Genomic DNA, 21,938 nt, shown 5'->3' on the forward strand with positions numbered 1-21,938 from the left:
GCCCCTATTCGGCTGCCTCGACCTTCAGTTCACCGGACTCGATCTGCTGGCGCTCGATCGACTCGAACAGGGCGCGGAAGTTGCCTTCGCCAAATCCGTTGTCTCCCTTCCGCTGGATGAACTCGAAGAAGATCGGCCCGATCACGGTTTTGGAGAATATCTGCAGCAGGATCTTCGTCTCACCGCCCCCGACGACGCCTTCGCCGTCAATGAGGATGCCGTGCTTCTTCATCCGGTCAAGCGGTTCGTCGTGGCCGTGTACGCGATCGCGGCTCATCTCGTAGTAGACATCCGGGGGGCCGGGCATGAACTGCAACCCGTTCTCGGCCAATGCATCCGTCGCATCGTAGATGTTCTCGGTCCCGACGGCGATGTGCTGGATCCCCTCGCCCCTGTACTTCCGCAAATAGCTCTCGATCTGCGACTTGTCGTCGGTCGACTCGTTCAGCGGAATGCGGATCTTGCCGCAGGGCGAGGTGATGGCGCGGCTGACAAGGCCGGTGAGCTTGCCCTCGATGTCGAAGAAGTGGATCTGTTCGAAGCCGAACAGCTCGCGGTAGAAGTCCCACCACTTGTCCATGTTGCCGCGATAGACATTGTGGGTGAGGTGATCGAGATAGTAGAAGCCGACACCCTCCGGCCTGGGATCGCGTTCGCCGATCCACTCGAATTCCGCATCGTATGGCGACCCCTTTTCACCATAGGTGTCTATGAAATAGAGGAGCGAACCGCCGATCCCGACAATGGCCGGTACGTCCAGCATCTTGTCATCGCCTTCATAGGGCGTGGCCCCCTTCGAAACGGCATGATCGAAGGCATGCTTCGCATCGACCACCCGCCACGCCATGGATGGTGCGCAGGGTCCGTGCTCGTCAACGAAACGCATCGCATGCGAGCCGGGTTCGGCATTCACGATGTAGTTCACGTCGCCCTGCCGCCAGACCGTGATCGCCTTTGACTTGTGGCGCGCAACGGGCGCATAGCCCATGCGCTTGAACAGCGTTTCCAGTTCCTGTGGATCGGGGTGGGCGAACTCGACAAACTCGAATCCGTCGGTACCGGCCGGGTTCTCGGCGGAAATCTTCGCCTTCGGTGCGTTGTGCGGAAAAGGACCCATCAAAAACTCCTCCTGTTTTCCTGATGACAGGATAACGCGCAAGCTCCGCAATGTGTTTGCATTCTGGCGCGTCATATATCAAAAATATGCATGGTTCATGCATCAAAGGGACGGCTGACATGGGCGAAACGTATCTAGATGAAACCGACCGCAAGATCCTTGCTCTCTTGCAGGATGACGCGCGGCTGACCAACAACGACCTCGCCGAGCGCATTCACCTGTCGCCGTCGCAATGTTCACGCCGGCGCGCGCGGCTGGAACGCGACGGCTTCATTGCCGGCTATCACGCGCACGTCGATGGCGAGAAAGCCGGTTTCGGACTGGTGAACTTCATCTCGGTGACGCTGTCGACGCACAACCGCAACAACGCCGCGCGCTTCGCCGAACTGATGACGAGACTGCCGGAAGTGCAGGAAGCGCATGCGCTGACCGGCGAGATGGACTACATTCTGAAGGTCGTCACGAAAGACCTGCGCGGCCTGTCGGATTTCGTCAACGAGACACTGCTGCCGCACGAGGCGGTGCAGAACGTCAAGACGTCGATCGTGCTGCAGACCCTGAAGGAGACGAGCGCACTGCCACTGTGACCGCCGGATGGAAAGTCGCTATCGCGGTTTCCTGCCGAAGACCCTGGCGTATTCCTCGACGCCACCCCTGGCGAGCGCCTTGGCCTGCCTCACCCAATCGTCCCGCTCGATGCGTCCCTTGAACTTCAAATGGTCATCGACCCAGTCGCGCTCGGCTTTCTTCCACTTGGCGACCTGTTCGTACTTGTAGATGCCGAGCCCGTTCAGGATACCCTCGATCTTCGGCCCGATTCCCGAGATGAGTTTCAAGTCGTCCGGTTTCGCCGGCTTGCGCATGCCCCGCGGACGCGCGTTCTTTGCAGTCGAACGTTTCGCGCCGCCTTTCGGGGCCGCCATCCCCGCACCGGCAGATGCCTTCGCAGACCTCCGCACGGCAGGCTTCTTCGGGGCCTGACCCTGTTCCGCCGCATCGAAGGAAATGACCGGCTCCATCGCCGAGAAATACTCGTCCGACAAATGGCAAAGCACAGAATGTCCACTTCCGAAGCGCTTGACCGGCGGCACCTGCGTCTCGCACAAATTTCCGGGCACCTGCCCCTTGTGGGGACAGCGCGTCTGGAACGGACATCCCGGCGGCGGATTGAGGGCCGAGGGAATATCGCCCTCCAGGATAATGGATTTCTTCTTCACCGACGTGTCCGCAATGGGAATCGCCGACAGGAGCGCCTCGGTGTACGGATGGTAGGGCGGCGCGAAAACCTCGTCGGTGGTGCCCTGCTCCACGATATAGCCGAGATACATGACCACGACGCGATCCGCGATATAGCGCACGACCGAAAGGTCATGGCTGATGAAGAGCATGGTAGTGCGTGACTCGCGCTGGATATCCATCAGCAATTCCGTCACCGCGGCCTGCACGGAAACATCGAGCGCCGAAACCGGCTCGTCGGCGACGACGACCTTGGGACCGCCGGCGAAAGCGCGGGCAACACCGATGCGCTGCTTCTGACCGCCCGACAACTGCCGCGGCATACGGGTCTCGAAGGCGCGTGGCAACTTGACGAGGTCGAGAAGCTCCAGCATGCGCTCGCGCCTCTCCTCCTGGCTCGAACCGATATTGAACTTCTCTAGCGTCCTGATGATCTGCGAACCGACGGAGTGGCTCGGATTGAGCGTGTCGAACGGATTCTGGAAGACCATCTGGATCTGCGACACGAGGTCAGCGCCGCGTCTTTCGACCTCGATTGCCTGGATTTCCTCGTTGCCGAGCCTGACGGTGCCGCTGGTCGCCGTTTCGAGGCCGAGCAGCACCTTTGCCAGCGTCGACTTTCCGCAACCGGACTCGCCGACCAACGCGACGGTCTCCGCCTCGCGGGCATTGAAGGTGATCGACTCGTTTGCCTTGACGGTACGCCGCTCGCCGCCGCCGAAAATCGCGTTCGCGGCAACATCGTAATACTTCTTCAGGTCTTCGATCTGGAGGATCGGATCACCGGGTTCGACCTGTTCACGCCGCCGCACCCCTTCCGGCGTCTCGTTCCAGTCAAGCTCCGGAAAACGCTCGCAGCGGCTGGAGTGTCCGGCATGGCCGGGAACCGCCTGCATCGGTATCTCGCGAACATCGCAAACACCCTCCCTGAAATGGTGACAGCGGGGAGCGAAATTGCATCCCCTGGGGCGCTCGTGCGGCAGGGGAAGCTGACCGGGAATCGCGATCAGCGGGCGTTCGTTCTTGTCGGTGCCCGGCAAGGGAATCGAGCGAAAGAGACCCTGCGTATAGGGATGGCGCATGCGGTCGAACACGTCCCGGACATCGCCGGTCTCCACCGCCTCTCCCGAATACATAACGGTAATGCGGTCACAGGTCTCCAGTATCAGGCCCAGGTTGTGGGAGATGAACAGCATCGACATGCCGAACTTCTTGCCGAGATCCTTGACCAGCTGGACGATGCCGGCCTCGACCGTGACATCGAGGGCAGTGGTCGGTTCGTCGAGCAGGAGCAGTTCCGGATTGGACAGAAGCGCCATGGCGATAACGACGCGCTGCTGCTGACCGCCCGATATCTGGTGCGGATAGGACCCCATCAGGCGCTCGGGGTCGGGCAAGCGCACTGCCTCGAGCATCTCGACCGAACGCGTCCACGCCTCTTCCTTCGAAACGCCCTCGTGGATGATCGGAACCTCCATCAACTGGCGCCCGATCTTCATCGCCGGATTGAGGGAGGCCATGGGCTCCTGATAGATCATGGCGATCTTGGAACCGCGCAGGTCACGCAGCTCGGCATCGCTCATCTCGCCCATGTCGCGACCCTTGAACCTGATCGTGCCGGACTTGATCTTCCCGCGATTCCCCATGTCGCGCATGATGCCGAGCGCGACCGTGGACTTGCCACAGCCGGACTCGCCGACGATTCCCATCGCCTCGCCGGGCATGACCTTGCAGGAAAAATCCATCACGGCCGGTATCTCGCCGGCACGGGTATAGAAGGAGATGTGCAGGTTCTCGATCTCGAGGATCGGTGTCTGCGCGGCACCCTTCGAACCTGTCATTTTCGGGGCTTCGGTGGTTGCGGTGTTCATGTCATTCCCCTCAATCCTTCAGCGATTCTTCGCGAAGCGCATCGGCGAGCAGGTTCAGGCCAAGCACGAATGACATCAGGGCGACAGCAGGCACGATGGCCGGCCATGGCGTGAGTCGCAGCAGTTGCGACCCGTCCTTGATCGCGGTTCCCCAGTCGGGGCTCTCCGGCGGCATGCCAAGGCCGAAATAGCCCAGCGTTCCGAGCAATATGGTGGTGTAGCCGATGCGCAGGCAGGCATCGACGATGAGCGGACCGCGTGCATTGGGCAGCACTTCCCACAACATGATGTACCAAGGGCTTTCACCGCGGGTTTGCGCGGCCGCGACATAGTCGCGCGTCTTGATGTCCATGACGAGACCGCGAACGATGCGGAAGACACCGGGGCTCGACGCGAAGACCACCGCGACAAAGATGTTGAGCTGTCCCGGCTCGATGGAAATGATCTTGAAAATCGGCAAATCGAACAGCCACGCCAGCGGCGCCGTCAATCCGTTGCCAAGCCTTGTCACGACGATCTCGTTCGAAACGAGCGAAATCCACACCCATGCGCCGATCACAACGGACAGGATGATCCCGGTCCACATGATGTTCGGTCTCGACTGGTAGCGCGTGTGAAAAAGCGTGACGAGAAATATGATCGGGAAAACGAAGAACAGGCCGGCCATGGAATAGGGGATCGGCGTTTCCATGATCCCCGGCGTCACCAGAAGGTAGAAGAGCAGGATCACCGGGAAGGCCAGCACGAGATTGGCCAGGAAGGACAGAACGGAATCGATCCGGCCGCCATAGTAACCCGCCGGAAGGCCGAGCGTGATGCCGACCATCAGCGCAAAGGCCGTCGCCGCCGGGGCGATCATGAGCACGATCTGCGACCCGTACACCATGCGGCTGAAGACATCGCGCGCCAGCTTGTCGCCGCCGAGAAGGAACGGATTTCCGCTGGCGGGGTCTATCGCGCCGGGCGCCGCATTCTTCATGACCGGCACCACCCCGAGCGGATCGAAAGGTGCAACCATGCCGGCGAAAAGCGCGGTGAACAGCCAGAAGCCGATGAACAGAAGCCCCGCCATGCCGATGCCGGAATCATAGAGCTGGCCGTAGAGACCCAGCCGTTCCCGGTTGAACCAGGACAGGCCGCCGACGACGACCAGGGCCGCCCAAACCGGCCAGAAGCGGACGATCAGTTGCAGGATGATTTCCAGTGCGGAAAGCGTTTCCATTTGCCTACTCCGTACAGCCGGTCACGACACGCGGATGCGCGGGTTGAGAAAGGCATAGCCTATGTCTGACAGGAGCTGGGTCAGCAGCACCACGATCACGGATACCAGCGAGCAGGCCAGGAGCAGGTCGATGTCGTTGTTGGATGCGGCCTGTACCAGCGTATAGCCGAAGCCCTGGTAGCGGAACATCGATTCCACGATGACCACGCCGGTCAGCAGCCAGGGAAATTGCAGCATGATGACGGTGAACGGGGCAATCAGCGCATTGCGAAGCGCGTGTTTCACCACCACGGCTCCGAAGGAAAGCCCCTTCAGGCGCGCCGTGCGTATATATTGCGCGGTCATTACCTCGGCCATGGATGCCCGCGTCATGCGCGCGATATAGCCCATCCCGTAGATCGCCATGGTCATGACCGGCAGCGTGAAATTATAGAATGAAATCCCGTCGCGGGTGGCAGTGGCGGCAGAACCGTTCAGCCATCCCAGCCAGGACGCGAACACCACCGTGAATATGATGCCGGAGACATATTCCGGCGTCGCCGTCGACGCGATCGAGGCAACGGAAAGCGTTCGGTCGGTCCTCGATCCCTCGCGCATCCCCGCCAGCACTCCCGTTATCAGGGCGCCCGGCACCATGACCAGCATCACGTAGAACATCAGCCAGCCGGTCGCGGCAAGCGCCGGAAACAGCTTGCGGGAAACCGTGGTCTTGAATTTCGTGGAACAGCCGAAATCGCCCTGAATAACCCCGGAATAACGCACTTCCGCGGGCTCGTCGCAGTACCGAAACCGCGGAACCGCCTCACCCGTTTCCGGATCGACATTCGGCCTCTTCGGATAGACGCCTAGCCATGCACCGTAGCGCAGCAGGAAATTGTCACGATAGCCATTCTTGACCAGCCAGCTTTCAATCTGCTCGTCGGTCGCCCGCATGTTTGTCTGGCTGATCGACAACTTGCGCAGGTTCGGTTCGAGATTGACGAGGAAGAAGACCACCATCGTCAGGCACAGCATGGTCAAGATCATGGTGCCGAACCGGCGCAATATGAATGACAGCAAGAACTCACTCCCTGTTCTGTCGTGCCCGCCCCGGCAATTGCCGCCTCCGGCTGTCAGACACGCTGCTGTTGGGCGGACCCGGCGCAGTCACGCCGGGTCGCCAAGTTCGAATGATGCCTCAGGCGTCGAGCCAGACCTTCTCCAGGTCCAGTTCGTAGGTCGGGTGCTGATAGTAGTTCTGCACCTCGGGAACATTGAAGTTGAACAGAGACCGCCAGTAGGACTGAACGATGATGCCCGAATCCTGCAGGATCTTCTGGATGTCCTTCATCAGCTCGCGGCGCTTGTCGGCATCGGCAATGCCCATCGCCTCGTTCAGCTTGGCATCGAATTCCGGATTTGAGTATCCGCACTCGTTCCAGGCCTCGCCGGTACGATAGGCCAGGGCAAGGATCTGCACGCCGAGCGGACGGTGGTTCCAGTTGGTGGACGAGTAGGGATACTTGGTCCAGTCGTTCCAGAATGTCGAGCCGGGAAGCACGGTCCGCTTCACCTTGAAGCCGGCCTCGCGAAGCTGCGCGGCAACGGCATCGGTGGTGTTCTTGCGGTAATCGTCGTCGATGGAAATCAACTCGTGCTCGTAATCCATCTGGCCGGCTTCTTCCATCAGCGCACGAGCACCCTCGATATCGCGTTCCTGCTTCGGCAGTTCCGCATATTCGGGATGGATCGGCGCGACATGGTGGTTCTCGGCCACCTGCCCCTGCCCCGCGATGCCTAGCTGCAGGACGACATTGTTGTCGACCGCCTTCTGCAACGCCTGACGAACGCGCTGATCGTCATATGGCGGATTGGTGACATTGGTGCGCACCACCACCGTGGCGCCAGTCACAGCCTCGTTCTTCACAAGGCCGAGCCCCTCGAAGATATCGACGAAATCGCCGGTCACCTCGTAGTTCGCATGGACCTCGCCGGACTCGAAGGCAGAGATCTGGGCCGACTGGTCTGTCCCGTAGTCAATGAACTCCACGCCGTCGAGCAGGGCCGTACCGCCCCACCAGCCGCTTTCGCGGCGCTTGTACTCCGCGCGGTTGCCGACCTCGAAGGACACGAGCTCGAAGGGTCCCGTGCCGATCGGGTTCTGCGCCAGGTCGCCGGTCTCGGCATAGGAGGGATGCACGAGCAATGCCGGGTAATCCGCCATGCCGGCTATCAGCGTGATGTCAGCCACCGGAAGATTGAGGCGAACGGTGTAATCGTCCACCTTCTCGATGGCGCCATCCATCGCCTTTCCGGTCGAGTCATCGATGATGACGGCAAAGCGGGACGCCATGGAATTGCCCTCGACATCCTTCTCGCACCAGCGCTGGATATTGAAAATCACGTCATCGGCAGTGAAATCGTCGCCGTTGTTCCACGTCACGCCCTTGCGGACGTTGAGTGTGTAAGTCCTGGCGTCATCCGAGATTTCCCATCCCTCGAGCAGACGCCCCTCGAAGGTAAAGTCGTTCGTGTACTTGACCAGCGGTTCCAGAAACTGGCGTCCGAGATTGCCCATCTGGGACCAGTCGAATGTCCGGGGATCCTTCAGCTCGCGGACATCCATGGCGATCCGCAGGATGCCGCCGGGTCGGCCTTCCTGGGCCCGGGCCGGCGAGGGAGCGGCCAACCCGATCATGGAATAGGCGACCGCCGTCGACGCGCCGAATGTGCTCGCGAGGGCGAGGAATTCGCGGCGGTCCATCCTGCCTTCCCTGGCGGCTTTCGCCATGCCGACAACATGGTCAGGCATGGGTTCGCCGCTGCGTTTGAAAAATGCCATCTCAATAACCTCCCTGAGTAGCGCATTCCGTGGTCCAAGCTTCGGTCATCGCCGTGGCGATGTCAAAAGCGCAGACAGCATGCGCCCGGCCAACGACCGTTTTATTACAGATGCGACATGCACTATCGATTTTCCGGCAACTTGTAAAATTGCGACATCTTCGATTTCGTGAATTCCCGCGATTAGCGGACGACCGACCATCCGACAGCTCGCAAACAGGACTGGCCAGCGCGAACGGTTTTCGTGTATGCCGCGCCGGTACCTTTTCCCGCTTCCGCCTTCCGACGGCACAAACCGGACTTCACGCATGGCTGACCAGACAATCGTCGAAGCGCTTCTTCTCGGCATACTGGAGGGTCTGACCGAGTTCGTTCCCGTATCGTCTACCGCGCACCTTCTGCTGGCCGGCCATTTCCTCGGTTTCGAATCCACCGGCAAGACCTTCGAGGTCCTGATCCAGCTCGGCGCGATCATGGCAATACTTACGGTCTATTTCATGCGGCTCGTCAGGATGGCGGCCGCGCTGCCGTCAGACCGCAAGACACGGCGTTTCGTCGCCGGAGTCCTGCTCGCCTTCCTGCCGGCGGCGGTGATCGGCGCAGGCGCCCACGGTTTCATCAAACAGGTGCTCTTCGAGACGCCGGTCCTGATCTGTACCGTACTGATCGTCGGCGGCGTGATCCTGCTCTGGATCGACCGACTTCCTCTGAAGCCGCGCTACACCGACATAATGGACTACCCGCTCGGCCTCTGCTTCAAGATCGGACTCTTCCAGTGCCTCGCGATGATACCCGGAACCTCGCGATCGGGTTCGACAATCGCCGGGGCATTGTTGATGGGCACCGACAAGCGATCTGCTGCGGAATTCTCCTTCTTCCTTGCCATGCCAACCATGGCCGGAGCCTTCACGCTCGATCTGTACAAGAACCGCGATGTACTCACATTCGACGACGCGGTCATCATCGGCGCAGGGTTCGTTACGGCCTTTGCCGCCGGTGCGTTCGTCGTGAAATACCTGCTCGACTACGTGTCAAAGCACGGTTTCGCACTATTCGCGTGGTGGCGGATCGCCGTCGGCACGGTCGGCCTGATCGGGCTTCTCCTGCTCGGTTAAGGAATCGCGTGGCGCATTTGACTTGCCCGGACCGGGGCCTGAAGCGCGCGCTGCAAAGGAACCCGCATGACGATGCCGCGACCAGACCGGCAGCGGCATCGAGGGAGAATGCTTGGGAGCTAAAGCGCCGTGGCGGTCACGATCAGACAGTACCGTTCATCTCGGTCGGCACGTTGGGATTGGGAAACTGGCCGGTCTCGCGGAAGCGCCAAAGATAGGCCGGCAATATCGCATCGACCGTCGTACCGCGAATGCCTATGCCGCCCAGCGTGCGGCCTTCCTGCTCGGCTTCCGGGGAGACCACGTTGTCGCTCTTGAGCAGCGTGACCTGATCGACCGTCAGCGGCGGTTTCGGCAGAAGGCCGAGAATGCGTCCCTGGAGCCGGGCGGCCCACCACGGGATGTTGACGAAGAACCGCCTGCGCTGCGTGACTTTCAGCACCTCTTCCATGCACTGGCGGAAGGAAAGCACCTCCGGCCCACCGAGCTCGTAGACGTTTCCTCCGACGAGATCGCCATCGACCGCGCGCGCGAATGCCTCTGCGACATCGCCGACATAGACAGGTTGGAACTTCGTCTTTCCGCCGCCGATCAACGGAAGGAACGGAGAGAAGCGTGCCATGTTCGCAAACTTGTTGAAGAAGTCATCCTCCGGTCCGAAAATCACGGAGGGACGCATGACGATCGCCTTCTCTCCAAGCGTGGACAACACGGCCTCCTCGGCACACCCCTTGGTACGGGCATACTCGGATTCGCCGTCGGGATCGGCACCCAGCGCCGACATGTGGACCAGCGGAAGATCCGCCTTGGCACAGGCCTCGGCGACGGCGCGTGCGCCGAATTCCTGCACCGCGGCAAAGCTCTGGCGGCCGCTCTCGTGCAAAATGCCGACCAGGTTGAACACCGCGTCAGCGCCTTCCACTGCCCGCTCCACGGACCAGCGGTGTCGAAGGTTGGCCTGCACGGCCGCTATCTGCCCGACATCGCCAAGCGGCTGCAGGTGGAAGGCAAGATCCGGGCGCCGCACGGCAACCCGCACGCGGTAACCGCGCCGCGCAAGCGCGCGAACGACATGGCGTCCGACAAATCCCGAGCCTCCGAATACCGTCACCACCTTGGGAAGATTGGTTTTCTCGGTCATGGATTTCTCCGGATCTGGCTGCCGTTTCTCTATCGCGCTCCACTACCGTTTTTGGTCGCCGAGGTGAAGGGGAAAATTGTCATGTGCGGTTTCTTGTCCGCCCTCGCCGGACTTGACCACGCCGGCAACATCGGCAGGCTGGCCCCAAAGCGGGAGTGACTTCATGAAGACCGGCATATTCGGCGCGGGGTCGGTCGGCTGCCATGTCGGAGGCATGCTTGCGGCGGCGGGTCTGGATGTCGTGCTCGTCGGACGACCGGCCATGGACCGGCGCCTGACGCAAGGCATGTTGCTTACGTGCTTCGACGGATCGGGGCGCCATGTTCCGGCCGAAGACTTCGCGTTTTCGACCGAACCGGCGGCGCTCGCCGATCGCGACGTTATATTCGTCTGCGTGAAAAGTGCGGCAACGCGAGAGGCCGGCCGGGAACTGGCGAAGGCGGCGAGACCGGACTCGGTCATCGTGAGCCTGCAGAACGGCATCTCGAATGCCGCAGAGCTGGAGGAGGCACTTGCCCCGCGTACCGTGCTGCGCGCCATGGTCGGCTTCAACGTGGCGCAGATCGGAGGCAACAGGTTTCACCGCGGAACCGAGGGTGAGATCGTCATCGGCGATGGCACCCAAGCAGGCGCGGTCGTGGACATGCTGGCGACTGCGGGGATCGCGGCGAAGACCACAAGCGATATCGAGGCCGTGCAATGGGGCAAGCTGCTGCTCAATCTCAACAACGCGGTCAATGCGCTGTCCGGCTTGCCGCTGAAACGGGAACTTTCGATGCGCGCCTATCGCCAGGTGCTGGCCGCGTCGATGCGGGAGGCGCTGACCGTTCTCAAGACCGCCGGAATCCGTCCCGCTTCCGTCGGCAAGACCGGGCCGGCGCTGATCACGCGGGTTCTCGACCTTCCCGACTGGCTGTTCGTGCGCCTCGCGGCATCGATGCTGAAGATGGACGAGGAGGCGACATCCTCAATGGCCGAGGACCTGGCACGCGGACGCATGCCGGAAGTCGACTGGCTGAACGGCGAGATCGTCGCGCTCGGAAAGCAGGTAGGTGTCGCCACGCCCGTCAACGAGCGCATCGTGGCGCTGGTCAAGGCCGCCTTCGCGAATGAAGGCCCGCGCAGCTACAGCGGCGCGGAACTGAAAAAGGCGGCGGGAATCTGATCCCCGCCGCCTTTCCGGTTGCCACCGGCACCACCGCGACCAATGCTCCGCCTCAGGCGGCCGTGGCCCGACCTCCGGCTTTTATCAACCGGACAAATTTCATCCGATTACATATTGCAATCACGACACATTCGGGCTTTGCTCAATGCTTCCGCACTTCGAGACGAAGTGCCGTTCCCTGTTCCAAAGCATTTGGAACAGGCTTCCTGCACGTTGAAGCATTGCAAATGGGAGCAATCATGAGCATTCGAAAAATCACCTCGTTGCTGGCAGCGACGATGCTCGCATCGGGGCTGGCAACCGCGGCCAGCGCGAAGACACTGGTCTACTGCTCGGAAGGATCGCCGGAGGGATTCGATCCCGCGCTCTACACGTCGGGCACGACTTTCGACGCCTCTTCCAAGCCGGTCTACAGCGGCCTCGTCCAGTTCGAGCCGGGCACGACCAATGTCATCCCCGACCTGGCCGAGAGCTGGGAAGTCTCCGATGACGGGCTGGAATTCACCTTCCGCCTACGCCCCGGCGTCAAGTTCCATTCGACCGACTTCTTCACGCCGACGCGGGATCTCAATGCGGACGACGTGATCTTCAGCTTCGAACGCCAGATGGACGCGAACAACCCGTTCAATTCCTACGTAGAGGGCGCGAGCTGGGAATATTTCAACGCCATGTCCATGCCGGACCTCATCAAGTCGATCGAGAAAGTCGACGACATGACGGTCAAGTTCGTGCTCAACCGTCCCGAGGCACCGTTCGTGGCGAACCTTGCCATGGACTTCGCGTCGATCTTCTCGAAGGAATATGCAGACAGCCTGGTCGAGTCAGGACAGCTGTCCGATCTCAACCAGAAGCCGATCGGCACCGGCCCGTTCCAGTTCGTGGCATATCAGCCCGACGCGGTAATCCGCTACAAGGCCTTTGACGGTTACTATGCCGGCAAGCAGCCGATCGACGATCTCGTCTTCGCCATCACGACCGACAATGCCGTGCGCCAGCAGAAGCTGATCGCCGGCGAGTGCCACGTGATGCCCTATCCGAACCCGGCCGACGTGCAGGCGCTGAAGGACAACCCGGACATCACCGTGATGGAACAGGAAGGGCTGAATGTCGGCTACCTCGCCTACAATACGCAGCAGCCGCCCTTCGACAACGCCAAAGTGCGCAAGGCGTTGAACATGGCGATCAACAAGCAGGCGATCCTCGACACCGTGTTCCAGGGCGCCGGCAAGGCCGCCAAGAACCCGATCCCGCCGACCATGTGGTCGTACAACGACGCGATCGAGGACGATCCATACGATCCGGAAGCCGCCAAGAAGATGCTCGAGGAAGCCGGCGTATCCGACCTGTCCATGAAGATATGGGCAATGCCGGTACAGCGTCCGTACAACCCGAACGCCCGCCGCATGGCCGAGGTGATCCAGGAGGACTTCTCCAAGATCGGCGTGGATGTCGAAATCGTCTCCTATGAATGGGGCGAGTACCTGGAGCGGTCAAAGGACGTGAACCGCGACGGCGCCGTGCTGCTCGGCTGGACCGGCGACAACGGCGACCCGGACAACTTCCTCGCCGTGCTGCTCGGCTGCGACGGCGTCGGCGGCGCCAACCGTGCCCAGTGGTGCAACGAGGAATTCGACGCCCTGATCAAGAAGGCGAAGAGCGGCAGCCAGGAAGAACGCGCCAAGCTCTACGAAGAGGCACAGGTCGTCTTCAAGCGCGAGGCGCCGTGGGCGACGATCGCGCACTCGGTGGTCCACATGCCGATGCGCAAGAATGTCGTCGGCTACAAGATGGATCCGCTCGGCGGCCACAACTTCGAAGGCGTCGACATCGCCGAATAGTCCCCCGAAACGTGTCGCCCGGCCTGTTGCCGGGCGGCACATTCCGCGTTAGCGGATACGCCGCATTTGAAATGTCGGCAGAAATCAGGCAAAGCCCCACGCCATGCTTCGATTTTTCCTCTACCGGCTCGCGCTGGTCATCCCCACCTTCATCGGCGTCTCCATCGTCGCCTTCGCATTCATCCGCCTGTTGCCGGGCGATCCGATCATGCTGCTCGCCGGCGAGCGAGGCATGACCGAGGAGCGGTACCAGCAGTTGCAGGCCGTGTACGGCTTCGACCAGCCGCTGGTCATGCAGTATCTCGATTATGTCGCCGGCATACTCCAGGGCGACTTCGGCTCCTCGATCGTCACGAAGCGGCCGGTGCTCCAGGAATTCTTCGCCCTGTTCCCGGCGACGCTGGAACTGGCAATCTGCGCGATCATCCTGGCCGTCGCCATCGGCATCCCGGCCGGTGTCTTCGCCGCCGTGAAGCGCGGCTCCTGGTTCGACCAATCGATCATGGGCATCGCGCTGACCGGCTACTCGATGCCGATCTTCTGGTGGGGCCTGCTGCTCATCATCTTCTTTTCCGGTTTTCTTCAGCTGACCCCGGTCTCGGGGCGCATCTCACTGCTCTATTTCTTCGAGCCCGTGACGGGCTTCATGCTGATCGACAGCCTGCTGTCCGGCCAGAAAGGCGCCTTTTCCTCGGCGGTCAGCCATCTCGTCCTGCCCACCATCGTGCTGGCGACGATCCCGCTCGCGGTGATTGCGCGGCAAACGCGTTCCGCCATGCTGGAAGTGCTGGGCGAGGACTATGTCCGCACGGCACGGTCGAAGGGCCTGTCGCCGCGGCGCATCATCGGCCTGCACGCGCTGCGCAACGCGCTGATCCCCGTCGTGACCACGATCGGCCTGCAGGTGGGCGTTCTGCTGACCGGCGCCATCCTGACCGAGACCATCTTCTCCTGGCCGGGCATCGGCAAATGGATGGTGGATTCGGTCTCCAAGCGCGACTACGCGGTTGTCCAGGGCGGCCTGCTGCTGATCGCCAGCGTCATCATGATCGTGAACCTTGCCGTCGACGTGCTCTACGGCCTGATCAATCCGCGCATCAGAAGGTAGTCCCGTGGCCCAGACCGAAGCGCAAAACACCGAAACCCTGAACCGCCACGCAGTGGATGCCGGCGCCATGCGCAGGGCCATGCTGTCCGAGTTCTGGTTCTACTTCAGCCAGAACAAGGGCGCCGTGATCGGCCTTGCCGTGTTCACGGCCATCGTCATCGTGGCGATCTTCGCGCCCCTGATCGCACCACACAGCCCGACCCTGCAGAACCGCGAGGCGCTGCTGCTGCCGCCGGCCTGGATGGAGGGCGGCTCCCTGGCGTTCCCGCTCGGCACCGATGCCGTCGGGCGCGACATCTTCTCCCGGCTGGTCTACGGGGCGCGGTTCTCGCTGTTCATCGGCGTGGTCGTCGTGGCGTTGTCGGTCTCGGTCGGCGTGGTGGTCGGCCTGGTGGCCGGATTCTTCCGCGGCTGGATCGACACCGCGATCATGCGCGTGATGGACATCATTCTCGCATTTCCGTCGCTGCTGCTGGCGCTGGTCCTGGTGGCAATCCTCGGCCCGGGCCTGATGAACGCCATGATCGCGATCGCGCTGATCCTGCAACCGCATTTCGTACGGCTGACACGCGCCTCGGTGCTCTCGGAACGCGAACGCGAATACGTGATCTCGGCGCGCGTGGCCGGCGCAAGCAAGCTCAGGCTGATGTTCGTCACCATCCTGCCGAACTGCCTCGCCCCGCTGATCGTGCAGGCGACGCTCGCATTCTCCAACGCCATCCTCGACGCCGCCGCGCTCGGCTTCCTCGGGCTGGGCGCACAGCCGCCGACGCCGGAATGGGGCACGATGCTGGCGGAAGCGCGCGAATTCATCCTGCGCGCCTGGTGGGTGGTCACCTTCCCCGGCCTCGCCATCCTCGTCACCGTGCTCGCCATCAACCTGATCGGCGACGGACTGCGCGACGCGCTCGACCCGAAACTGAAGCAGAGCTGACGCGATGAGCCTTCTCGAAATCGAAAACCTGTCGGTCACGTTCAAGACCTCCTCCGGACCCTTCCGGGCCGTGGACGGGGTGTCGCTGACCTGCGACCGTGGCGAGATCCTGTCCATCGTCGGCGAATCCGGGTCCGGCAAGTCCGTCTCCATGCTGGCGCTGATGGGCCTGCTACCATGGACGGCGACGGTGACGGCGGAGACCATGCGCTTCGACGGCAAGGACGTGCTCTCGCTGACGCCGCAGCAGAGGCGCAGGATCATCGGCAAGGACATCGCCATGATCTTCCAGGAGCCGATGTCGAGCCTGAATCCCTGTTTCACCGTGGGCTTCCAGATCGGCGAAAGCCTGCGCATCCATCTCGGCATGAACCGTGCCGAGCGCAGGGCGCGGACCATCGAGCTGCTTAACCTCGTCGGGATACCGGCACCCGAGAAGCGCCTGAACCAGTTCCCGCACCAGCTCTCCGGCGGCATGAGCCAGCGCGTGATGATCGCCATGGCGCTGGCCTGCAACCCGAAGCTGCTGATCGCCGACGAGCCGACCACGGCGCTGGACGTGACCATCCAGGCGCAGATCCTCGACCTGCTGGTCGACCTGCAGAAGAAGAACGAGATGGGGCTGATCCTGATCACCCATGACATGGGCGTCGTCGCGGAGACGGCGGAACGGGTGCAGGTGCAGTATGCCGGGCAGAAGGTGGAGGAGCAGGAGGTGCGCGAGCTGTTCACCGACCCGCACCACCCGTACACCCAGGCACTGCTGTCGGCGCTGCCCGAGCGCGCCACCCGGCACGGAAGGCTGCCGTCGATCCCCGGCGTGGTGCCGGGCCAGGGCGACCGGCCGTCCGGCTGCCTGTTCTCGCCGCGCTGCCAATACGCCACCGAGCGCTGCTCGCGCGAGGCGGTGCGCCAGGGCGCGGATTTCGGATTCGCGCTGTGCAACTTTCCCCTGAAGGACGGCAAGCCGACAGGGCTGCCGGCGGAGACGGAGGCGGCGCGATGAGCGTGACGGCGGCAATCCCCGAAAGGCGGACCGGGACCGGCGAGGTCGTCGTCGAGGCCCAGAACCTGAAGCGGCACTACGAGGTCGGCGGCGGCTTCTTCGGTGCCAAGGGAACGGTGAAGGCGCTGGACGGCGTGTCGTTCAGCCTCGAGGCCGGCAAGACGCTGGCCGTGGTCGGCGAGTCGGGCTGCGGCAAGTCCACCCTCGCCCGCCTCGTCACCATGATCGAGCGGCCGACCGACGGCGTGCTGAAGATCGACGGTCTGCCGGTGACCGAATCGACGCCGGAGCTGCGCCGCAAGATCCAGATCGTCTTCCAGAACCCCTACGGCTCGCTCAACCCGCGCCAGAAGATCGGGACCATCCTGGAGGAGCCGCTGCTCATCAACACCGACGACGACGCCGCGACGCGGCGCGACAAGGCGATCTCGATGATGGAGCGGGTCGGGCTGCGGGCGGAACACTACGAGCGCTACCCGCACATGTTCTCCGGCGGCCAGCGCCAGCGCATCGCCATTGCGCGCGCCCTGATGCTCAACCCGCGGATCCTCGTCCTCGACGAGCCGGTCTCGGCGCTGGACGTGTCGATCCAGGCGCAGGTGCTCAACATCCTGATGGACCTGCAGGAGGAGTTCGGCCTCGCCTATCTCTTCATCAGCCACGACCTCTCGGTGGTGCGGCACCTGGCCGACGACATCATGGTCATGTATCTCGGCAAGCCGGTGGAGACCGGCCCGGCCGAGGAGGTGTTCAACGGCCCGCGCCACCCGTACACGGCGGCGCTGCTCTCGGCGACGCCGGTGGCCGACCCGTTCCGCGAGAAGAAACGCATCAACCTCGTCGGCGAGCTGCCGTCGCCGCTCGACCCGCCGAAGGGCTGCGCCTTCAACCCGCGCTGCTGGCGCGCCGACGACAGGTGCCGCAACGAGCAGCCGCCGCTGATCGACCAGGGCCTGCAGTGCCACGCCTGCTTCCACCCGCTGCCCGTCGGCGACGGCGCGCACGGCTGACCCCGGCGGGCGCGCGGCGCTGCGACGCCGTACCGCACGGCGCGGGCCTTCGGCACGGCGGCGCATTTGGCTAGGCTGGCGGCGAGGAACCCAAAGCTTTCGGGAGAACCGCCATGCAAGCCGCCGAGAAACCCGTGCCCGCCGGATTTTCCGCCGCGCAGATCCGCCTGCACTGGATCGTCTTCGTGCTGATCGTTCTGCAATACGTGTTGCACGAGCCGATGTCGGACGCCTGGCGGGCGATCCGGCGCGGCGAGGACTTCGCCTTCGACCCGCTGGTGGCGGCGCATGTCTTCGGCGGACTGCTGGTGCTGCTGCTGGCGATCTGGCGGCTTGCCCTGCGGGCCCGGCGCGGCGCGCCGCCGCCCCCGGACAGGGAACCCGCGATCCTGAAACGCGCCGCAGCGGCAACCCATTTCGGCCTCTACGCGCTGATGTTCCTGATGCCGGTCTCCGGCATGGCGGCATGGTTCGGCCACATCGACGCCGCCGCCGCGGCGCACAGCATCATGCGGGTGATCCTGCTGGCGCTGGTCGCGCTGCATGTCGCCGGCGCGCTCTACCACCAGTTCGTGCTCAAGACGGACGTGCTGAACCGGATGCGAAGGCCGGGCTGAGCGCCGGGCCGCCGACGGGGCGCCCGGGCCGCCGCGCCGTATTCGTGCCCCGCCCAAGCGGAGACCGATGCCGATGATTGCCGAAACGCTGGCAGCCGTCGCCGCGATCAACCTGGCCAGCTTCGCCGCCTTCGGCCTCGACAAGCGCCGGGCCCGCACCGGCGGCCGGCGGATCGCGGAATCGACCCTGCTGCTCATGGCGCTCGCCGGCGGCACGCCCGGCGCCTTCGCGGGACGCCGCGCCTTCCGCCACAAGACCCGCAAGCAGCCCTTCGTGGCGCGGCTGTACGCGGTCGCGGCGCTGCAGATCGCCGCCGCGATGGCCGCGGCATGGTGGCTGACCCGGCAGGGCTGACCCGGGCGGGGACCCCGCTGCCTCCGCGTTCGTCGCCCGAAACGGTTCACCGGATCGTTTCGTCCGCTGCGCGGACCGCGCCTCGTCTCCGAAGCCGGTCTTCCGGGCGCGAATTGTCTTCCGCCACTCACGACGTGTTCCAGGCGTCGAGGGCCAGGGTGTGGCATTCCTTGAGCACCTCCCCGATCTCATCTCGCGGGCGTCTTCGCCAGCCCGGCGGCAGGCCGGGGCGGAAGGGGCGGAAGCGCCACGGCGTCGGTCTCCGCACTGCATCCGGCGTCATGCCGTCGAGCTTTCCCGCGTCCGCCAGTCGGATGCGCTCGATGGCATGGCCGAAGCGCGCCCGCCAGCGGGCGAGGCGGGCGGCCTGTGCGTCGAGATCGTCCAGCGCCAGCGCGAGCGCCCGGATGCGCCGCGACAGGGCGCGGGCATCCACCAGCTCGTCGGGGTCGCGGTCCGGTTCGGGCCAGTCGTCGCCGTCCTCGTCGTCGTACTCGACGAAGACGTGGCCGAAGGGGCCGTCCATCCCGGTGACGTCGAACAGGAAGGGCGCGTAACGCTTCCACGGGTCGAACAGCGCGAAGGAAGGCCGGTCGCGCCAGAGGTCGAACAGTTCGGCATCCGAGGGGCCGGCGTCCGGCTGCACCTCCGGTTCGCTTGCAAGCGCGGTGCCCGAATGCCCGTCCGGGCATTCGTCGCGGAGGACGACAGTGAGCGCGCTGTTCTTCGGCTCCGGTGCGGGCGCGGCATTCAGGGAATGGTCCCTCGGGTCATCACCGGTCCCCGGCTCAAGGCCGGGGATGGCGGGGGATTGCCTGCCGCGCGGTTCCGCCCTGCGGGTGACGACCGTCACCAGCTTGCAGGCGGCCATGGCGACCAGGCGCCGCGCGGCGAACTCGGCGGGGCGCAGGATCGACAGGATAAGGGCGCGCAGCGCGCGCGGCAGGAAGACCAGCGAGCGCCCGGTCCTGATCCCCGCGAGGACGAAAAGGCGCGCGACGATCCACAACAACCCGTCCAAGTTCCGCTCCACTGCTCGTTCCCAGTCGAACTCCATGACCCTCTCCGTTGTCATTGGGAGACAGGGTAAGGGAGGCCGAGGCGGGGTGGATTACATTTTCATTTTGAAAGCGTTTCGGGCCGGTTCTCCGGCCTGGAATGAATGAAGCATCAGGGCGGCCACCCTGATGCTTCGGGCTGCAGGCGGGACAGTGGTGGATGGGCCTCTTGCGACGGCCGTAACTTATCTTATCCCCCTGCAGCATCCATTCCGGCCATCCGAACGGTAGAGAGGCCTTTGCGGCCGCATGTAATCCAGGACGAACGGACAACCGCCATGACAATGTGCAATTCCAATCCTCTCGGCAAGCCAGAAGCCGAACACACCATTATCGCCTTCGATGTCGCCAAGGAGACCCTCGCCATCCATGTGCTGCCCGACGACAGCGCCCATGCGATCGCAAACAGGCCGGCGGCTGTACGCGCCTTCCTGCGGCGCGCTGCCGTCAAGGCAAGGACGCCTGTGCTCGTCGTCTGCGAGGCGACTGGCGGCTACGAGCGCCATGTCGTCGATGCGGCGCACGCTCTCGGCCTCGCGCTGCATCGCGCCCATGGCCAGCGCACCCGCCTGTTCGCCCTCTATCGCGGCCTGGCGGCCAAGACCGACCCGCTCGACGCGCGCATGCTGGCGCTTTACGGCCGCGATACGCCGGACCTGCGCCTGCATGCTCCCGACGATCCCGACCAGACCACCTTGCGCGCCCTGCGCAAGCGTCGCGACGACCTGGCGATGATGATTGGCATGGAACAGCGCCGGCTTCACCATGCCGGCTACAAGCGCATCGAACGATCGATCACGCGCCATATCACGGCCATGCGGAAGGAGCTCGCCGAGCTCGACGCCGAGATTGAGACGCTGATCGAGACGTCTCCCCAGCTTGCCCGCAAGGCCGCCCTCATCCGCTCCATCAAGGGGGTCGGGCCGATGACCGCCCAAGCCTGTCTCGCCTACATGCCGGAATTGGGAACGCTCACCAAGGGGCAGGCCGCGAGCCTGGCCGGCCTCGCCCCCGTAGCGCGCGATTCCGGCAAGCTGTCCGCCCCGCGCCGTATCAGCGCCGGCCGGAAAACCCTGCGCTCATGCCTCTACATGGCTGCCGTCGTCGCAGCCTCGCACAATCCGGTCTTCAAACAATATGCCGCCGAAATGCGCCAGCGCGGCAAGCCTGCAAAGGTCATCATCACCGCCATCATGAGACGCCTCGTCGTCATCATCAACGCCATCCTAAAGGAGGGCAAACCATGCCGACAAAGCATCCCTGCTTGACAACCAGAGACGGTAGATAAGATTGGGCAGGAATGCCCGGATTCGGGGCAACCGGGGCGGAATTCATGCAACGTGAAGGGTGGGAAGCAAGCCGGCGCGAAGCGAACGGCGCCCTTCGGCCACCTGGCGGCGACCGGTTCGCCGACGCTCGCGTGGCACCCCGATCCCTCCCCACAAGGAGAGGGACCGGGCGCGGCGCCGCGAGGTCCGTTTCCGGCCGGGCCGTGCTACTGCGCGGCCACGAGGGTAAGGGTGGACACGGCAAGCGCCACGTTCAGCCCGGTCTGGCCCTCTACGGACACCGGCTGAAGGCCGATATTCTCGGCCTGGCCGCCGATCAGGGCATTCGCGCCGAGGCCGATGCCGAGCGAGATGCCGGTGGACACACCGGCATATTTGCCGGCCAGCGTATGCTCGCCCATCTCATTGCCGGCCGGGGTGAAGACGACCCACTTTATGAAGGACTTGCCGGTTATGCCGACATCGAGGCCGATCTTGTTGATGGAGCCGGTATAGTTCTCGCTGGCGCCGTCGGCGGCCGTGAAGATGCAGGCGAGCTTCTTGCTGGAGCCGACGAGCAGGCCGATGCCGCCCTCGACCTCGCAATCTAGGACGCCGAGCTTCTGGCCGGTGACTTCGGCAGAAACGGGAGACGCGGCCGCAATCGCCGCGGCGGCAAGAATGGTGGTCATGCGCATGTGGTTTTCCCTTTCATGGGGGTTGTCTGCCGATAGCCGGCATCCGGGCGACATGCGGCGGGCCCGACCTCAGCGGGCGTCTTGCGCCCCGGTCGTCAGTGCCTCGCCGTCGCTAACGCGGTTCTTCCGCGGCCGTCCGGGAAATCGCCATGCCCGGGTGGTCGCTTCCCTTGCAGGGAGCCTTTCCACGGGCAATGGCGCAGTAACCGGCACGGATCCGCTGCCGCGCATCTGCGCATGGCCGGATCCGGACCTGCCGGTGCACGATCATAGCCCATCGCAAGACATAAAGATAACGGAATTGTTCGAAGGGGCGGGTGCGGGGCCGCAACCATATGGTGGCCGATCGCCAATATCGC

The 21,938-nt window shown here is 63.6% G+C and carries 19 protein-coding genes; 11 read left to right on the forward strand and 8 right to left on the reverse strand.

All coding sequences use genetic code 11. The features are described 5' to 3' along the window. Window positions 1-4: 4 nt before the first annotated feature. A complete protein-coding gene (gene hppD, locus HTY61_RS15085) occupies window positions 5-1,117 on the reverse strand; it encodes a 4-hydroxyphenylpyruvate dioxygenase (RefSeq protein ID WP_175277575.1) in 1,113 nt (370 codons plus the stop codon). A gap of 119 nt (window positions 1,118-1,236) precedes the next feature. Between hppD and HTY61_RS15090 the strand changes: the two genes are divergently transcribed. Next, window positions 1,237-1,704 (forward strand): Lrp/AsnC family transcriptional regulator, encoded by a 468-nt coding sequence (locus HTY61_RS15090; RefSeq protein WP_175277576.1) that lies wholly within the window; start codon window positions 1,237-1,239, stop codon window positions 1,702-1,704. A gap of 18 nt (window positions 1,705-1,722) precedes the next feature. On the opposite strand, the gene HTY61_RS15095 is transcribed toward HTY61_RS15090, so the two are convergent. The 4 genes from HTY61_RS15095 to HTY61_RS15110 all read right to left on the reverse strand — a co-directional run bounded on the left by HTY61_RS15095 (window position 1,723) and on the right by HTY61_RS15110 (window position 8,267). Further along, window positions 1,723-4,224, reverse strand: coding sequence for a dipeptide ABC transporter ATP-binding protein (locus HTY61_RS15095; RefSeq protein ID WP_246272820.1), 2,502 nt, complete (start codon window positions 4,222-4,224; stop codon window positions 1,723-1,725). A gap of 10 nt (window positions 4,225-4,234) precedes the next feature. After that, window positions 4,235-5,446 (reverse strand): ABC transporter permease, encoded by a 1,212-nt coding sequence (locus HTY61_RS15100; protein ID WP_175277577.1) that lies wholly within the window; start codon window positions 5,444-5,446, stop codon window positions 4,235-4,237. 21 nt (window positions 5,447-5,467) lie between these two features. Further along, window positions 5,468-6,505, reverse strand: coding sequence for an ABC transporter permease (locus tag HTY61_RS15105; protein ID WP_175277578.1), 1,038 nt, complete (start codon window positions 6,503-6,505; stop codon window positions 5,468-5,470). Between the two features lie 118 nt (window positions 6,506-6,623). Next, window positions 6,624-8,267, reverse strand: coding sequence for an ABC transporter substrate-binding protein (locus HTY61_RS15110; RefSeq protein WP_175277579.1), 1,644 nt, complete (start codon window positions 8,265-8,267; stop codon window positions 6,624-6,626). A 307-nt stretch (window positions 8,268-8,574) separates the two neighbouring features. On the opposite strand from HTY61_RS15110, the gene HTY61_RS15115 reads away from it, so the two are divergent. Continuing rightward, window positions 8,575-9,381 carry an undecaprenyl-diphosphate phosphatase gene (locus HTY61_RS15115; protein ID WP_175277580.1) on the forward strand — a complete coding sequence of 269 codons (807 nt, stop codon included), beginning with the start codon at window positions 8,575-8,577 and terminating at the stop codon, window positions 9,379-9,381. Window positions 9,382-9,523: 142 nt separating this feature from the next. Here HTY61_RS15115 and HTY61_RS15120 read toward each other — a convergent pair whose 3' ends face one another. Next, the gene (locus HTY61_RS15120; RefSeq protein ID WP_175277581.1) at window positions 9,524-10,522 is read right to left on the reverse strand and encodes a complex I NDUFA9 subunit family protein; all 999 of its coding nucleotides are present in this window, start codon (window positions 10,520-10,522) and stop codon (window positions 9,524-9,526) included. Window positions 10,523-10,685: 163 nt separating this feature from the next. Here HTY61_RS15120 and HTY61_RS15125 point away from each other — a divergent pair, with 163 nt between their 5' ends. The 8 genes from HTY61_RS15125 (at window position 10,686) to HTY61_RS15160 (ending at window position 18,555) form a co-directional block, all read left to right on the forward strand. After that, a complete protein-coding gene (locus HTY61_RS15125) occupies window positions 10,686-11,687 on the forward strand; it encodes a 2-dehydropantoate 2-reductase (RefSeq protein ID WP_175277582.1) in 1,002 nt (333 codons plus the stop codon). 239 nt (window positions 11,688-11,926) lie between these two features. Further along, window positions 11,927-13,525, forward strand: coding sequence for an ABC transporter substrate-binding protein (locus HTY61_RS15130; RefSeq protein ID WP_175277583.1), 1,599 nt, complete (start codon window positions 11,927-11,929; stop codon window positions 13,523-13,525). A 103-nt stretch (window positions 13,526-13,628) separates the two neighbouring features. Further along, window positions 13,629-14,633, forward strand: a complete 1,005-nt coding sequence (locus tag HTY61_RS15135) for an ABC transporter permease subunit (RefSeq protein ID WP_175277584.1) — start codon at window positions 13,629-13,631, stop codon at window positions 14,631-14,633. 67 nt (window positions 14,634-14,700) lie between these two features. Next, window positions 14,701-15,567 carry an ABC transporter permease subunit gene (locus HTY61_RS15140; protein WP_175278579.1) on the forward strand — a complete coding sequence of 289 codons (867 nt, stop codon included), beginning with the start codon at window positions 14,701-14,703 and terminating at the stop codon, window positions 15,565-15,567. Window positions 15,568-15,571: 4 nt separating this feature from the next. Next, the gene (locus tag HTY61_RS15145) at window positions 15,572-16,573 is read left to right on the forward strand and encodes an ABC transporter ATP-binding protein (RefSeq protein WP_175277585.1); all 1,002 of its coding nucleotides are present in this window, start codon (window positions 15,572-15,574) and stop codon (window positions 16,571-16,573) included. After that, entirely contained in the window at window positions 16,570-17,583 is a 1,014-nt protein-coding gene (locus tag HTY61_RS15150) for a peptide ABC transporter ATP-binding protein (protein ID WP_175277586.1), read from the forward strand. Before HTY61_RS15145 ends, HTY61_RS15150 begins: the two co-directional genes overlap by 4 nt. Window positions 17,584-17,696: 113 nt before the next feature. Continuing rightward, window positions 17,697-18,200 (forward strand): cytochrome b, encoded by a 504-nt coding sequence (locus HTY61_RS15155; RefSeq protein WP_175277587.1) that lies wholly within the window; start codon window positions 17,697-17,699, stop codon window positions 18,198-18,200. Window positions 18,201-18,273: 73 nt separating this feature from the next. Next, window positions 18,274-18,555: a DUF1294 domain-containing protein gene (locus HTY61_RS15160; protein WP_246272821.1), complete on the forward strand. Its 282-nt coding sequence runs from the start codon at window positions 18,274-18,276 to the stop codon at window positions 18,553-18,555. 127 nt (window positions 18,556-18,682) lie between these two features. Here HTY61_RS15160 and HTY61_RS15165 read toward each other — a convergent pair whose 3' ends face one another. Further along, on the reverse strand, window positions 18,683-19,612 hold the full coding sequence (locus HTY61_RS15165; RefSeq protein ID WP_175277589.1) for a hypothetical protein: 930 nt from the start codon (window positions 19,610-19,612) through the stop codon (window positions 18,683-18,685). 279 nt (window positions 19,613-19,891) lie between these two features. Here HTY61_RS15165 and HTY61_RS15170 point away from each other — a divergent pair, with 279 nt between their 5' ends. Beyond that, window positions 19,892-20,881, forward strand: coding sequence for an IS110 family RNA-guided transposase (locus HTY61_RS15170; protein WP_175275025.1), 990 nt, complete (start codon window positions 19,892-19,894; stop codon window positions 20,879-20,881). Window positions 20,882-21,108: 227 nt separating this feature from the next. Here HTY61_RS15170 and HTY61_RS15175 read toward each other — a convergent pair whose 3' ends face one another. Further along, window positions 21,109-21,579, reverse strand: coding sequence for a DUF992 domain-containing protein (locus HTY61_RS15175; RefSeq protein WP_246272822.1), 471 nt, complete (start codon window positions 21,577-21,579; stop codon window positions 21,109-21,111). Window positions 21,580-21,938 lie beyond the last annotated feature (359 nt).

It is taken from the genome of Oricola thermophila (assembly GCF_013358405.1).
GTDB classification, from domain to species: Bacteria; Pseudomonadota; Alphaproteobacteria; order Rhizobiales; family Rhizobiaceae; genus Oricola; species Oricola thermophila.